12 protein-coding genes are annotated in these 15,713 nt (G+C 41.3%); 10 read left to right on the top strand and 2 right to left on the bottom strand.

The window, feature by feature from the left end; genetic code table 11:
- Positions 1-54 precede the first annotated feature (54 nt).
- From DC487_RS01540 to DC487_RS01575, 8 genes are all read left to right on the top strand, one after another.
- Positions 55-1,218 carry a homogentisate 1,2-dioxygenase gene (locus DC487_RS01540; protein WP_116774203.1) on the top strand — a complete coding sequence of 388 codons (1,164 nt, stop codon included), beginning with the start codon at positions 55-57 and terminating at the stop codon, positions 1,216-1,218.
- Positions 1,219-1,261: 43 nt separating this feature from the next.
- Positions 1,262-2,401 carry a 4-hydroxyphenylpyruvate dioxygenase gene (gene hppD / locus DC487_RS01545; RefSeq protein ID WP_116774204.1) on the top strand — a complete coding sequence of 380 codons (1,140 nt, stop codon included), beginning with the start codon at positions 1,262-1,264 and terminating at the stop codon, positions 2,399-2,401.
- Between the two features lie 801 nt (positions 2,402-3,202).
- Complete coding sequence (locus DC487_RS01550) at positions 3,203-4,444, top strand: MFS transporter (RefSeq protein ID WP_239016293.1); 1,242 nt, start codon at positions 3,203-3,205, stop codon at positions 4,442-4,444.
- Positions 4,445-4,828: 384 nt separating this feature from the next.
- Positions 4,829-6,544, top strand: a complete 1,716-nt coding sequence (locus DC487_RS01555) for a tetratricopeptide repeat protein (RefSeq protein ID WP_116774205.1) — start codon at positions 4,829-4,831, stop codon at positions 6,542-6,544.
- A complete protein-coding gene (locus tag DC487_RS01560) occupies positions 6,522-7,283 on the top strand; it encodes a DUF4292 domain-containing protein (protein ID WP_133228314.1) in 762 nt (253 codons plus the stop codon). The genes DC487_RS01555 and DC487_RS01560 overlap by 23 nt, the downstream gene beginning before the upstream one ends.
- 134 nt (positions 7,284-7,417) lie before the next feature.
- Positions 7,418-8,683, top strand: coding sequence for a murein hydrolase activator EnvC family protein (locus DC487_RS01565; RefSeq protein WP_116774207.1), 1,266 nt, complete (start codon positions 7,418-7,420; stop codon positions 8,681-8,683).
- Positions 8,684-8,784: 101 nt separating this feature from the next.
- Positions 8,785-9,003: a twin-arginine translocase TatA/TatE family subunit gene (locus DC487_RS01570; RefSeq protein WP_116774208.1), complete on the top strand. Its 219-nt coding sequence runs from the start codon at positions 8,785-8,787 to the stop codon at positions 9,001-9,003.
- A gap of 137 nt (positions 9,004-9,140) precedes the next feature.
- Positions 9,141-10,583 carry a lytic transglycosylase domain-containing protein gene (locus DC487_RS01575; RefSeq protein WP_116774209.1) on the top strand — a complete coding sequence of 481 codons (1,443 nt, stop codon included), beginning with the start codon at positions 9,141-9,143 and terminating at the stop codon, positions 10,581-10,583.
- Positions 10,584-10,588: 5 nt separating this feature from the next.
- On the opposite strand, the gene DC487_RS01580 is transcribed toward DC487_RS01575, so the two are convergent.
- Positions 10,589-11,107 carry a phosphoribosyltransferase family protein gene (locus DC487_RS01580; RefSeq protein ID WP_116774210.1) on the bottom strand — a complete coding sequence of 173 codons (519 nt, stop codon included), beginning with the start codon at positions 11,105-11,107 and terminating at the stop codon, positions 10,589-10,591.
- A gap of 109 nt (positions 11,108-11,216) precedes the next feature.
- Positions 11,217-11,792: a C40 family peptidase gene (locus DC487_RS01585; protein WP_116774211.1), complete on the bottom strand. Its 576-nt coding sequence runs from the start codon at positions 11,790-11,792 to the stop codon at positions 11,217-11,219.
- A 430-nt stretch (positions 11,793-12,222) separates the two neighbouring features.
- On the opposite strand from DC487_RS01585, the gene thrA reads away from it, so the two are divergent.
- Together thrA and DC487_RS01595 are read left to right on the top strand one after the other, a co-directional pair.
- Positions 12,223-14,670 carry a bifunctional aspartate kinase/homoserine dehydrogenase I gene (gene thrA / locus DC487_RS01590; RefSeq protein WP_116774212.1) on the top strand — a complete coding sequence of 816 codons (2,448 nt, stop codon included), beginning with the start codon at positions 12,223-12,225 and terminating at the stop codon, positions 14,668-14,670.
- A gap of 36 nt (positions 14,671-14,706) precedes the next feature.
- A complete protein-coding gene (locus tag DC487_RS01595) occupies positions 14,707-15,702 on the top strand; it encodes a homoserine kinase (protein WP_239016294.1) in 996 nt (331 codons plus the stop codon).
- Positions 15,703-15,713: the final 11 nt, after the last annotated feature.

Genomic DNA, 15,713 nt, shown 5'->3' on the forward strand with positions numbered 1-15,713 from the left:
GGCGAGGATCTCATTCAGCAAATGAGGTGAAATAGAAAACTTAAATAATTAATTATGTCTACATATCATAAACTCGGAAGTGTTCCGCGAAAGCGACATACGGTATTTAGAAAACCTAATGGGGAGCTTTATGCAGAAGAATTAGTTTCTACCCATGGTTTTTCGAGCACTTATTCTTTGGTGTATCATCACTATGCACCCACCTTAGTAAAAAAGATAGGCGAGCCCTATGATGTAAGTCCAAAAATTGGACGCGCTAAGCATTTGAAGCATACAAGTTTAAAAGGTTTCAGTATCCCTGCCAAAGACGACTATCTCGAAAGTCGGGTGCCAGTACTGGTGAATAGTGATTTGCACATCTCTCTCGCTGCACCGCGACATTCGATGGTAGATTGTTTTTATAAGAATAGTCAGGCAGATGAAGTTATTTTTATACACAAAGGGTCTGGTGTTCTCCATACAGGCTATGGAAAAATTAGATTCGAATATGGAGATTATTTAGTTGTTCCGAGAGGTGTGATATACCAGCTAAGTTTTGATTCGGAAGATAATCGTTTGTTTATAGTTGAGTCGTTTACGCCTGTCAGTACGCCAAAACGTTATAGAAATGAATATGGGCAGCTCATGGAGCACGCGCCCTTTTACGAGCGCGATATTCGCCGGCCAACGGATTTAGAAACGTTTGATGAAAAAGGCGATTTCAAAATACTCATCAAAAAAGATGGCTTAATGTACCCGTATACTTATGGTACACACCCATTTGATTTTGTAGGGTGGGATGGCTATCACTATCCTTGGGCGTTTTCCATCCATGATTTTGAACCAATTACTGGACGTTTACATATGCCGCCTCCCATACACCAAACGTTTGAGAATGCAAATTTTGTGATTTGCAGTTTTTGTCCAAGATTATACGATTACCACCCAGACTCTATCCCCGCTCCTTACAATCACAGTAATGTAGATTCTGATGAAGTATTGTATTATGTGGACGGTGATTTCATGAGTAGGCATGATGTGGAGCAAGGACAAATAACGTTGCATCCCGGCGGTATCCCTCATGGTCCACATCCGGGCACTGTTGAAAAAAGTATAGGCAAGCATCGGACTGAGGAGCTTGCTGTGATGATCGACCCGTTTCGTCCGTTGATGCTTACAGAAGCTGCTTTAGCTATTGAAGATGATAAATACTATACGTCTTGGATAGCGGGGGCTTAGAAGAATTAATAATCCTAATTAAATATCATTAAAAAAGATAATTATGGCTACAGCAACATCAATAAGTTTTGCCGAGAAAATAGGTAAAGCAAAAGATTTCTTACCGTTGAATGGCACGGATTACATTGAGCTTTACGTGGGAAATGCGAAGCAAGCGGCTCATTTTTACAAGACCGCGTTTGGATTTCAGAGCCTAGCTTACGCTGGTCCCGAAACAGGCCTACGTGATCGGTGTTCTTATGTTATTCAGCAAAATAAACTACGATTAGTGTTGACTTCAGGACTTAGATCCGAGAGTCCGATATCAGAACATGTAAAAAAGCATGGAGATGGCGTTAAAATTTTGGCCTTGTGGGTCGACGATGCATATAATTCTTTTAAAGAGACTGTTGCTAGAGGAGCTAAAGTTTATCAAGAACCACAAACAGAGACAGACGAATTTGGAGAAGTCAGAACTGCAGGGATATATACTTATGGTGAAACTGTCCATCTCTTCGTAGAACGTAAAAACTACGATGGCCTTTTTCGTCCGGGGTATGAAAAATGGGAGTCTGATTACAATCCCGAAGAATCTGGCTTGTTATATGTTGATCATTGTGTAGGGAATGTAGATTGGAATCGTATGAATGACGTGGTCGAGTGGTACGAAACGGTAATGGGATTTGTTAACATATTGACATTTGATGATAAACAAATTAATACCGAATATTCTGCTTTGATGAGTAAAGTGATGAGTAACGGAAACGGATATGTTAAATTTCCTATCAATGAACCGGCAGATGGTAAAAAACGTTCTCAAGTAGAAGAGTATCTGGAGTTTTATGAGGGAGAAGGCGTGCAACATGCCGCTCTTGCTACAAATGATATCGTTAAGACAGTTAGGCAGTTGAAAAAAAATGGTGTTGAGTTTCTTCCTTCTCCGCCTGATGCGTATTATGATATGCTCCCAGATAGGGTGGGGCATATTGACGAAGAAATCAAGCTATTGCAAGATCTTGGTATTCTGGTTGATCAGGACGAAGAAGGTTATTTATTACAAATTTTTACCAAGCCATTGCAAGATCGTCCGACTTTGTTTTTCGAAATTATTCAGAGGAAGGGAGCACAGAGTTTCGGTGCTGGAAATTTCAAAGCATTATTTGAAGCCTTAGAAAAAGAGCAAGAAAGAAGAGGAAATCTATAGTGCTTGTAATGAATGGAGTAAAGCGCATCCGAAGCATATATCTAAGTGATGCGCTTACTTTAACAGTATTGTAGAGGTCTGTACCGACCAAGACTATTGCGATGTAGATTTTACTAACCAAAATGATAAATGATCATTTTTTATGGTCGAATCAAACAAGCTAAGTTTGTGTCAGTCTCACTTCTCTTTTTATGCTAGATCGCGTATTTCTTTGGTGCTGGTGCAATGTGATTTGTTTGCGGTTTTTTTGTTGTGTTTGATCATAGTATTTTTTGGAAGGGATTGTGACGGTAATATCTCGGTCAGTGAACTTCTTTTGCTACATGGTTGGTGTCAACTAGATCGGAAAAATTAAACAAATAGGCATTTGTTAAGACTTGCAACTCTAATAAATCTAAATACTTCTTTTTATGCGGTTAACTTCAGTACAGCAATCCGCTTAAATATAGTTATATCAGTATAGACTAAAGTGCAAGCTTGCTGGATTGGTCGCTTTCTTAGCAGTTATACTTTGTGCCCAATACGCCTTGTTGGCGTAATACCGATATTATTTAGGTCACTAAATTTTTATTAGTCAGAAACGAAATTCTATCGATGAAAGGTGCTTCATCATCTAAAGGTTTCGATGGGTATGAGAACATCTTTATGAGCAAGGTAGTCCAAATCAATTTTTTAGTGAATAGACTACATAAATATAACTCGAAAGTTGTGTGCGAAACAGCGTATTTACAGGGCATTTTGCCATTAAACTTTTTATAACAAGTAATAATACAAATGAGTATACAGAAAAAAACTACCACGATGAACATGGATAAGGTTTCCTCAGACTCCACCGTATCGCAGAAAAATATTGTTCTAATTATCGTTGTGGCTTCTTTGGGCTATTTCGTAGATATCTATGATCTAATTATTTTTTCAATCGTTAGGGTTCAAAGCCTGAGCGATCTCGGAGTGCCTAGCGAATTAATTCGATCAAAAGGTGAATTTATTATCAACATGCAAGTAGCTGGCTTGGTGCTGGGAGGCTTTTTGTGGGGAATTATTGGAGATAAATTTGGACGACTAAAAGTCTTATTTGGATCTATAATCATTTATTCAGTCGGAAACATATTAAGTGGAATGGTTACCGACGTGCCGACATATGCTCTTATTCGATTTGTTACTGGCGTTGGTTTGGCGGGAGAATTGGGGGCAGGCATTACTCTAGTGAGTGAGACTATGCCCAAAAATAAGCGTGGGTATGGAACAATGATCGTCGGAGGTGTGGGCATGATGGGGACAGTCGCGGCGTTTTATGCTTCTAGTTTGTTTGACTGGCGTATTGCATATTACGTCGGAGGTGGAATGGGGATTTTATTGCTTTTTTTACGATTAGGTATCTTCGAGCCTGCGATGTACAGTAAGACATCTAATCATATTTCTAAAGGAAGCTTAAAGTTACTTTTTGGTAACAAAGAGCGTGTTTTGCGCTATATCTATTGTATTTGTTTGGGTATTACATCTTATTTCGTAATGGGTATTCTGATGACTCAAAGTCCTGAAATTGGAGCGGCGCTGGGTGCTGAGGTGCCAATTATTGCCGGGTTAGGACTGGTGTACCATTATATTGGTGTCACCATTGGTGAAGTTTTTGGAGGTTTCTTTTCTCAACTAACAAAGTCTAGGAAATATACGTTAGTTGTATTGTACCTTGTAGCACTTGTCGCAACTATAAAGTATCTTCATACCGTGGGAATTACACAGCTTCAATTCAATTATTTAGCCTTTTTTATGGGTATAGGTGTTGGTTATTGGGCTACCTTTGTTACCGTAGCCTCCGAACAATTTGGGACAAATTTGCGAGCAACGGTAACGACCACTGTGCCGAATATTGTGCGAGGATGTTTAATACCTATAACATTTGTTTATAACTTCTTAATACCTCATTTTGGGATGTTAAACTCTGCTCTTATTCTTATGATCGTGTTGACATCTATTTCACTCTTTGCAGTCACTCAGCTGAAAGAAAGTTTTAGTAAAGATTTGAATTTTTTAGAAGAATAGCGTGTTCACCTAATTTTTGAGATCGTTTTTTTGTTGTCGCAAAATTTTTGAACTTAGAGTGTCTGCTATTTGTTTACTGAGTAAGAATCCTCCTTTATTCACTATACAGAAGCTTTGTATCTTAGATTTTATGGTTTGATTTAAACAAAATATCTTAAATAAAGCTATAAAAATGTTGAATAATAAATGGCGCGTAAGCTTTGTTCTGAAGACATATCTCAGGGTTGAAATTAGTATGATTAATAAATCAGAGAACTGTTTGTTAATTTTTTGCTAAAGCAAAAAACAAGATGCTGTTTAGAACTTTATTATTTTACTTTTGTTTAAACTATCTTTAGGATAATTTAATAAATAAGATTCCAATATTATAAGTTCAATCCATATATGTTTTCAAATTCTTTTCAACGGATTCTTCTGTTATCAGTCCTGCTCATATGCACGATTTTAACCAAATCAGAGGCACAGCAAGCAACGCCAGACTCTGCCTATCAGCAGAAATTGATCGAATTTCAACAATTGCTGCAAGCTGGACAAATAAATGAGGGTGTTGAATTATTGGACAACCTTATTCAGGAATATCCTGATAACTCGGAAGCATATTACGCGAAGTCATTATTGTATGCGCAAATGGGCGATGTGGAAGGTAGTTTGCCATTTGCTCAACAAGCAATTCGTCTTAAGCCGAAAGATCTGACCTATAATAACCATCTGCTTGGTCTTTACAAAACGATGGGAGATGGCGAGGCAATCGTGCGTACACTCAATGAGCTTTTACAGTATTATCCGAACAATCCGGTGATTCTGCGCGAAAAGATGTTGATGCTACACGCGTCCGATAAGTCCGAAGAAGCATTGGCGGTATATGATGAAGCAATCAAAGCAATCGGTGATTCGGATACGCTAGATGTAGTAAAGGCAGAAGTGTTGATTGATATGGGTAAGCTGAAAGAAGCACGAACCTTATTACAGAAATGGTATCAGGAACGGTCACCGATACGCGAGGTGTATGGTACATTGGCTTTCGTGAACAATAACCTAGGACAAGGAAAACAAGCCATCCAAGTGTTGGAAGACGGTTTGACTTTTACGAAGAATGATTTTCTATATTTTGACTTAGCGGATATTTATAATAATCAGAAAAAGCCACAGCGAGCATATGCCGCACTGCAAGAAGCTTTTCGTTCGGAAAACATTCCTTATCCCGAAAAACACCGCGTGATGACACAGATCGCAGCTAGTCCAGATATGTTAACCTTGCCACAAAAACAAGATTTGGCAAATATGCTAGTGTTGAAATACCCACGCATAGCAGAGAACTACAATTTTAAGGCAGACATCCTTTGGCAAAGTCAAAATTTAGCGGAGTCAAAATCATTGTATCTGACCTCGTTGGGTATCAATCCACGGCAGGCAGATACGTGGAGGAAATTGATGAACGTGGAGATGGCGGCCAATCAACTCAGCGAAAGTATTATGCACGGGCAAGAAGCATTGATCCATTTTCCGGATAATTCGGTGTTGTTTTACTTTACGGGAATTGCTTATTTCATGAATAACGACACGACTGCCGCGCGCGAATATCTGGAAGCGGCATTAGATCATAGTGCCAATGAGAATGATTACGTTAAATCCATGATCTACGGTTCGCTAGGCGATTTGTACCACGCACTAGATATGATAAAGGTGTCTGATGCCGCTTATCAAGAAGCTATTGCTTTGGATAGCACGAATGCATCTGCATTAAATAATTTGGCTTATTACTGGTCCATTCGAAAAGAAAATTTGGATCAAGCTGCGGCATATGCTAAGCAAGCCACCGAGCTAGAGCCAACCTCCAATACGTTTATGGATACCTATGCTTGGGTATTATTTCAGCAAGGAAATTACCGAGAAGCACAGGTCTGGATTGAAAAAGCGATGAAAGGCGAAAAGCCTTCTGCTGTCTTGCTAGAGCACCATGGGGATATTTTAGCTAAACTAGGCAAAAATAAAAATGCGGTTGCGCAATGGCAAAAAGCATTAAACCTAGCCGATGAAGACAAGTCTGTAGATGTAGATAAATTAAAAGAAAAGATTCGTGAGAAAAAGTTTATTGACTAAATACCTTTGCGCGTTGCTTGCTATTGCGGTTTTCGCGTCGTCCTGTTCGTCTCGCCGGAAGACTGCAAAGGGAGCAGAGGTGCCGACAGCAGATGTCGCTACGGATAACTCCATCAAGACATTTGAGATGAGTAATCTAGACTATTTTACCTTCTCTGGTAGAGCAAAGGCCAAGGTGACGATGGATAAAAATAGCCACGATGCGACCACTCATATTCGAATAGAACGGGATAAGGCCATTTGGATTTCCGTGACGGCCTTGCTGAATATCGAAGTAGCACGTGTATTAATCACGCCAGATAGTATCAAGATACAGACGAAGTATCCGAAAAAGGAGTTAATTACGCGCCCATTCTCTTATGTATATAACTACGTCAATCCCGGGCTAACCTTTAAGGCATTGCAAGATATTTTGGTGGGAAATCTTTCGCCTGAACTTTTGCGCTCATCTCAAGTTCAAGTCGCTAGCAGTGGCGAGGATGTCATCATTGTAGGATCGAAGAATAATGTGACATTCCAATACGGGATGAATCCCAAAAATCGCCCCTATGCTACCAAAATAGAAGACAAGCAATTGGGTCAAATCTTGGATGCGTCGTACGATCAATATGGTTCTTTCGATGGTCACGTGTTTCCACAGCGATTTATCCTGAATGTGCAGGGAGAAGGTTTGCAGGTTAAAGCAGATTTACAATACAACCGTGTACAATTCAATGAAAAGTTGGATATGCCTTTTTAGACTTTCAGATGCGGATGTTCTGTTAAATTTCGTAAAATGTCAAAAAAAGACGTATCCCTGTGTCAGCTTAACTGATTAATATCGTTAATTTTGCCTCTTTACAAATGATTGGATAGCTAGTTCCGGTAACTCTTATGATCAAAAAAATAATCTTCAGTATAGCTTTCGTGTGTTTTGCAGTGGGTTTGTCCTTCGGACAAAGTAGTGCTGAGCTGAAGAAGCAAAGAGAAAGAATCGATGCTGAAATCGCGACGATACAGAAAGGATTACGTGCCAAATTGCAAGAGAAGTTGCTTTCCCAAAATGAAGTAACTGCATTGAGCAAGCAGTTGAATTTGCGCGAAGATAAGATCGGAACGATCAATAAAGAGTTGCAAATCATCAGTAATCAAATCACGAAAAATACGCGAGAAGTAGCGGCACTAGAAGCAGAACTGGAGAAGATGCGCCAAGATTATAAGAAAATGATCTTATTCGCTTTCCGCAACAAGAATGCCTATAACAAGATGATGTTCATCTTCGCATCGCGAGATTTCAATCAAGGTTTCAAGCGTGTGAAATACTTGCAGCAGTTCAATGATGCTAGAAAGATCAAGGCTGCTGAAATCGAAGAAACACAAAAACAGATACAACTGAAACTTGCCCAATTGGAAGTAGACAAACAAACTCAAGCCAAACTATTGGCAGAGCAACGCGCGGAGCGCGATGTCATCTCTAAAGATAGAGCCAATCACCAGCAAGAGTTGAGCAAATTGGTGCGCGAAGAACGCGGTTTCCAGAGCCAGTTGACCAGCAAGCAACAAGAGAAAAAACGACTAGATGCTGCTATCCGTAATGCCATTGCGCGTGAAGTAGCTGCCGCAAAACGCTTGGAAGAAGAGCGTCGACGCAAATTAGCAGAAGAAGAAGCCAAACGATCGGGTACCACAGTGGTAGAGGCTGAGAAGAAAATTGCTGAGAAAACAGGTTCAAATGTGTTGAATAGTACACCTGAAGCCACCCGTCTGTCCGCAGACTTCAAGTCGAATCGCGGTCGCCTTCCATGGCCAGTAGCACAAGGAAATATCATCAGTGCGTTTGGGCGCAAGACTGTAGAGCGCGGTGTTACAGTAGATGATCTGGATGTAGGTATTCGAACAGGATCGAATGCATCGGTTCGCGCTGTTTTCGATGGAGAAGTGGCACAAGCGCTGCCGGGATTGATCGTGATCCGACATGGTGAATTCTTTACCACGTATTCTAATTTGAAATCGCTCTCCGTGCGTCGTGGAGAGAAAATCTCAAGAGGACAGACCATCGGTACAGTAGATGATGATCCAGACCGTGGCTTCCCAGTACTTAATTTTGGTGTATACCAAGGTCAAAATCCGCAAGATCCTTCCGGATGGTTGGCGCGATAGGAATTAATATAATAGTAACAAAATAATTGAAATATTAGTATTATTCCCTGATAGTGACTACATTTGAGTTCAGTGTTATGGGATAATTAGGAACAGATATTATGAATACAGCACATTTAGCGTTTATAGGAACGCAAGAAATCATCATTATTGTCGTCATCGTTCTACTTCTTTTTGGAGGTAAGAAAATTCCTGAATTGATGCGTGGATTGGGTAGAGGTGTAAAGGAATTTAAAGAGGGGCAACGTGAGGAGCCTACTGCTGAAGATACTGATGCAACGCATACCAGAAGAAATGACTCGATCAACGATCCAAGATAATCGGATCTTGAATAGATAACGGCCAAAAAGTTCTGCTAGCCCATCGTTAGCAGAACTTTTTGGCTTTTTATATTTATAGGGCTGGCCAATAAGCACAAGAAGCTAACGCCCATTTAAATTAATCACACCCATTCGTAATGGAAAATAAGATAAGCTTATTACTATTGATGTTTGTGATGGTCTTCCAAACGACCACAGCACAAAAAAGAACAAGAAACGTACTTCGGAAGCCTCTTCAGCAATCCATACAAAAGCAATTTGAACAAGAGCGAGAATCGGTTGTCCTGCAGCTTGACTCCATTAAAGAGGCGTATGGTGCACAGGTTGATTTTTCGTATGACGATGTACTTATTGGGCAACGCATTCAGCGAATGCAGAAAACCATTCCACTAGAATATAACCATCTTGTGAAAGCTTATTTGGATAAATATATTTCTAGAAATTACAAACCTTATATGGAGAAATTGCTGGGTTTGAGCGAATATTATTTCCCGATTTATGAGCAGATTTTTGAAGAAACTCACGTGCCCGACGAAGTCAAATATCTATCGGTGGTAGAGTCATCGCTGAATCCGCACACCTTATCTTCTTCTGGCGCTTTAGGCCCTTGGCAGTTTATCTATGGTACGGCCAAAGGCTACAACCTTGCGATGGATAGTTATGTAGACGAGCGCAAAGATGTTTATTTGAGTACGTACGCCGTCTCTAAATACCTGACCGAAGCTTACGATGAATTCAATGATTGGTTGTTGGCTTTAGCATCGTACAATTGTGGGCGTGGTTGTGTAAGACGTGCTATACAACGTTCTGGTATGCATGCGCCAAGCTTCTGGGAATTGTCTCCTTATTTGCCACAAGAAACACGTAATTATATTCCTAAATATATTGCCATTTCATATGTCCTGAAGCACGCGGAATCGCATCAGCTAGCTGCGCAGGCTACTGATCTACAATCGCCATATCGTGTATTAATGGTGGATCGTCAAGTAGACTTAAATCAAGTGGCTCAAGCGGTAGATTGTTCTTTGGAGGTAATGCAAGCTTATAACCCCGCTTTTAAACGGAAGCAGGTGAACGGCACGGTAGAACAACCTAAAAGACTCATCGTGCCCATGCTAGAAGGTGCTAATGATTCACTGCTTTATGTAGCACTCCACCAGCAAACTCATCCAATGGTGGAAAAAAAGCTGGCTGGAGTACATTATACGGTGAAGGCGGGCGAAACATTGGCCGCGATTGCCAAAAAGCATGATGTGAGTGTGTCAGAGCTGTTAGCCTGGAATGACCTTTCTTCCAAAAGCGTCAGCGTTGGCAAAACTTTATGGATTGAAAAAGAAGAAGCACAGCGTGTCGATACGAAGTTAGCTTCTAATGTGAGTAAAGCAAAAGCAACGGTAGCCCCCGTGAAACAAACCGCTTATGTCGTGCACACGGTGAAAAAGGGAGATACGTTGACGGGAATTGCATCTCGCTACAAAGGGGCGACAATCGCGCAACTAAAAGCCGATAACAATATCAAAAATAACCACCTTTCTATTGGTCAAAAGATCAAAGTTGCTCAGGTAAAAGGAAGAATATAATGCTATTACGCGAGGTAAGCGGCATCTGAATCGACACCATCGTGCTCTTCAAATTCTACCTCCACATGCTCTTTCAAAATAGTGGAAAGCTTTAAGCCGTAGTAATCACTGAAAATAGGAAAGGAGTGATGGCTGCGGTCTATCAATACCGCAGTACGCATTTTCTTTAAAGGGATGTTTAAGAATAGCCCTAAACCGTAAGCCAAAGTTCGGCCACTATTTAATACATCATCTACCAACACGATCACTTTATCTTGTGCGATGGTCAGATCTTGATCGGCGCTGGCATCCAGCTGTCGTTTCAATTTGTCGATGGTTACGCGCATCAGCTCGATATTGATCTGCGGAGCGATCTCTTGCAATAGTTTTTGCAAACGTTGTGCAAATACATAACCTCTATCGGCAATCCCCACTAACACGATATCTGTCTCATCAAAATTATCTTCGATGATCTGATAAGCGATACGTTTAGATTTTTGGTGAATCTGTTCTTTATTTAAAATCAGGGTTTTCGTTGCCGACATAGTGTAATGGTGTTGAATGCTATAAAAATAGCAAATCTTTCAAATAAAAAAGTCTGAATGTGATGTACATTCAGACTTAAAATATTTTAAAACTCCTACGGAGAATGGATTAGTTCAGGTTATCATCTTCGTCGCTTCCGATGTTGGCCATCATCACGCGATCTTGATCTACTTTAGGGCGTCCACCACTAAAGTAATAACGACGCCAGTAAGCTTCATCCAGATTACTCACCATCACTCCTTTACTAGAAGATGCGTGTGCAAACTGATTATCGCCCAAATAAACACCGACATGGGTGATGCTTTTACTACGAATTTTGAAGAATACTAAATCACCCGCTTGAAGGTCATTTTTTTGTACAGTCGTCACATTGGCATACTGATTGCGGCTATTATAACCAATGGTGGTGTTGAATACATTTTCATACACAGCCAATGAAAACTTTGAGCAATCAATACCACGCTTGGAATCTCCACCTAAACGATAAGGTGTGCCGATCCACTCGTAAACAAATTGATAAAGTTTGGTATTGGTAGTAGCGTTAACAGCAACGCCCATAATTTGTGAAAAGTACTCTTTCGCCAGATTATCAGGGTCAGAGGATTTTGTTTGTGTTGTTTGTGCCTGCGACACTAGACATAAGCCTATGAAAAGCATTGCTGCTACTAGTTTCTTTGTTTTCATTAAATCGCGTTTTCGCTGATGAATAAATGGATTACTAGGTGTAAATCCCCTAGCTCTCTATGTATTTACCACAAATGTAATGTATAGATACGCGAGTTGCAAGAGAAATTATTTCATTTATATGATATTTCTTCCAAACAGGTAGTTACCCCGTCATCTCGCTAAAAAGAATTAGCCTTTCAAGGCTGCGTTAAGTAATTGTTTAATTTTCGGCAAAATGTTTGGATTATTTAAAATAATATCCTTTATTTGTTGTAAGAATTTTATTTGACATGCAATCATCGATCACTATTATTACAATTATTACCACCGGGATTAGTTCACCGGAGGAAGTTTTTGTATGGTAGCGACTCAACGTACTTAATTATACAAAGCCTTCCTCCGAAACGAGGAAGGCTTTTTTTATGGTGTTATTTATCGCAATTATTATATGAAAGTTTTAAAATTTGGTGGCACATCAGTTGGTTCGGTAGAGAGTATCCGATCCGTACTAGCGATTATCAAGAAGTCTTACGACAGTGGAGAGCAACCTATCGTAGTATTGTCGGCCATGTCTGGCATAACCAATACCTTACAAGCCATGGCCGAAGATGCTGCCGCTGGAAATTCGTTTGAAGCAGGACTTGCCGAGATGGAAGCCAGACATTTTGATGTGGTGAAAAATTTGATTCCCGTCAAATTCCAAAATCCAGTATTCACACGACTAAAACTTTTATTTAATGAAATCGATGCCCTGCTTCAAGGTGTAGCCGTATTGCAGGAGTTGAGTTTACAGAGTAAGGATTTGTTGATATCCTACGGAGAACGCTGTTCAAGCTATATGGTGTCCAAGATCATGGAACAGGAAATCCCCCATGTTTCCTTTATAGATGCTTCTTCTTACATCAAAACCGATTCAAATTTTGGACAGGCTAACGTCGATCAAGAGCGCACGATCCCATTAATTCAGGCGTTGAATTACACGCATGCCGATAAACTGCTTTTTGTGACCGGATTTATCGGTTCGAATGATGCTGGCCGTGTCACCACGTTAGGAAGAGGCGGTTCAGATTATACAGCTGCGATCTTTGGTGCAGCGCTAGATGCCGAGCGCATTGAGATCTGGACTGATGTTGATGGTATGTTAACAGCAGATCCACGGATTGTATCCAAGGCCTTTCCTTTATCTACACTATCCTACACGGAAGCGATGGAGCTTTCTTATTTTGGAGCAAAAGTAATTTACCCACCAACCATGTTGCCGGCGTTCACAAAAAAAATACCGATCGTGATACGCAATACCTTCAATCCAGATTTTGCGGGAACGGTTATTCAGTTCGAAAGCGAGAAATCTTCCTATCCAATCAAAGGTATTTCATCTATTGGCGATATTTCCGTGATCAATATGATTGGCAGCGGCATGATTGGTCGTACTGGTTTTAGTGGTCGGCTATTTAGCTTATTGGCGCGCGAACAGATTAACGTGATCTTAATTACGCAGTCTTCTTCGGAGCATAGCATCACCTTTGCGGTGAGTCCGCAAGACACGCAGAAAGCACAGCAATTAATCTATCAAGAATTTGAGCTGGAGATAGGAGCTGGAAAACTGATCTTACCAGAGCCAGAGTCTGGTTTGTCGGTTTTAGCCATCGTAGGCGAAAATATGAAGCGCACGCCGGGCATGTCGGGCAAACTGTTTCAGGCCTTGGCGCGTAACGGAATCAATGTTCGCGCGATAGCGCAAGGATCTTCCGAGTTAAATATTTCCGTGATCATCGATAAGGAAAATTTAGGCAAAGCATTGAATGCAGTGCACGATTCCTTTTTTGCCACATTGAATAAAACACTGCATGTATTTAGCCTCGGAACAGGCAATATAGGTGCGACCTTGTACCAACAATTGCGCGAGCAACACGATTTTCTGGTAGAGCATAATGACATTGATATCAAAGTAGTGGGCATCGCCAATTCTAGAAAAATGCATTTTGATGTGTCGGGGATTGATCTTGCTGATTGGGAATCCGCCTTAGAGGAGCAAGGCGAAGTATCTGATCTAGCTGTTTTTGTCGAGCGCATGAAGCTGTTCAACCTGCCGAACTGTGTATTTATCGATAATACGGCTAGTGCTTTACCATCTACTTACTACGAGGAGATATTTAAATCCAGTATTTCGATCGTTACCTGTAACAAGATTGCGAACTCTGGTTCTTTCGCTAATTACAAGCTATTACGCGATACCGCACGTCGTTTTGGTGTAGATTTCTATTACGAGACCAATGTGGGAGCGGGCTTGCCAATCGTACGCGTGCTCAAAGATCTGATGATGAGCGGCGACCGCTTGTTGAAGATCGAAGCGATTCTCTCGGGTACGATTTCGTACATCTTCAACAATTTTGTAGCAGGCGTTTCCTTTTATGATGTGGTCAAGCAAGCACAGGAGTTGGGCTATACTGAGCCAGATCCGCGGGATGATTTGGGTGGTGTGGATTTTATGCGCAAAATGCTGATCCTCGCTCGCGATGCCGGACATGAAATTGAACCGGAAGACGTGGTTTTGGGCAATATCTTGCCCGCATCTTGTTTAGCGGCGACTTCAGTGCCCGATTTCTATGCGGAGCTTCAAAAATCAGACGCTTATTTTAATGATTTACGCGATCGTGCTGCCGCTGAAGATAAGGTATTGCGTTACATCGGTAAGCTGGCTGACGGTAAAGTGTTTATCGAGCTGGAAATGGTCGGTGCTGATCATCCGTTTTACTCCCTATCAGGTAGTGATAATATTATATCCTTTACCACAGAACGATACAAAGTGCGTCCATTAGTGGTGAAAGGACCTGGTGCTGGTGCTGAGGTAACCGCCGCAGGCGTATTTTCAGACTTAGTGAACATTGGTGCATAAAATTAAAAACCGAACGAGTAATCTAGAAGAAAAAATATGAATGATGATAAAAGTGCTGACGTCATGATAGACCAGCGAGTACATATGGAAAATATCCAAGAACAGGTACGCGTATTCGCGCCAGCGACCGTAGCCAATATGATCTGTGGATTTGATATTCTAGGGTTTGCGGTGGATGCACCAGGCGACGAGGTGACGATGACCAAAGTGGAACAGCTAGGCGTGCGTATTACCTCAATCAAAGGCGACGATGGTCGACTTCCGCTCGATCCAGATCAAAATACCGTAAGCGCTTGCGCGATGAAAGTTTTGGAAGACCTAGGGCTTGCTGATGAATTCGGAATTGAGATCGAGTTGGTAAAGCACATGCCGATTGGAAGCGGCTTAGGTTCAAGTTCGGCAAGTACCGTGGCTGGCGTTTTTGCGATCAATGCCTTATTGGGAAATCCCTTAACAAAAGAAGAGTTGCTGCCTTATTGTATCGAGGGTGAAAGACTGGCCTGCGGACATGGACATGCCGATAATGTAGCGCCTGCTTTGATGGGCGGAATCACACTCGTGCGTTCGTACGAGCCATTAGATATTGTGGCGCTGCCTGTGCCAGACGGCATGTATGCCGGAATTGTGTTTCCCCATGTGGATGTGCCGACGAGAGATGCTCGGCAGTTAATCAAAGACCGCGTTGCGCTCAAAGATGCCGTAGTACAGTGGGGAAATGTAGCCGGTTTAATCGCAGGATTGTATCGCAATGATTTTGCGTTGATCGGCCGTAGTATGCAAGATGTGATCATCGAGCCGGTGCGTGCCATCTTAATTCCACAATTTGCCGAGATGAAAGAAATTGCTTTGTCGCACGGCGCATTGAGTTTTGGTATTTCGGGATCCGGTCCTTCCGTGGTAGCTATTACGCAAAGCGAAGAAGCAGCTCAAACTATAACCCAAGAAATTAAGAAACACCTTGATCAGCAAGAGATAGATAGCAATACCTACGTTTCGGCCGTCAATACCCAAGGTCCAAGATTATTAGATTAAACACGCCCATA

This window comes from Sphingobacterium corticibacter (assembly GCF_003076635.1).
GTDB lineage: Bacteria > Bacteroidota > Bacteroidia > Sphingobacteriales > Sphingobacteriaceae > Sphingobacterium > Sphingobacterium corticibacter.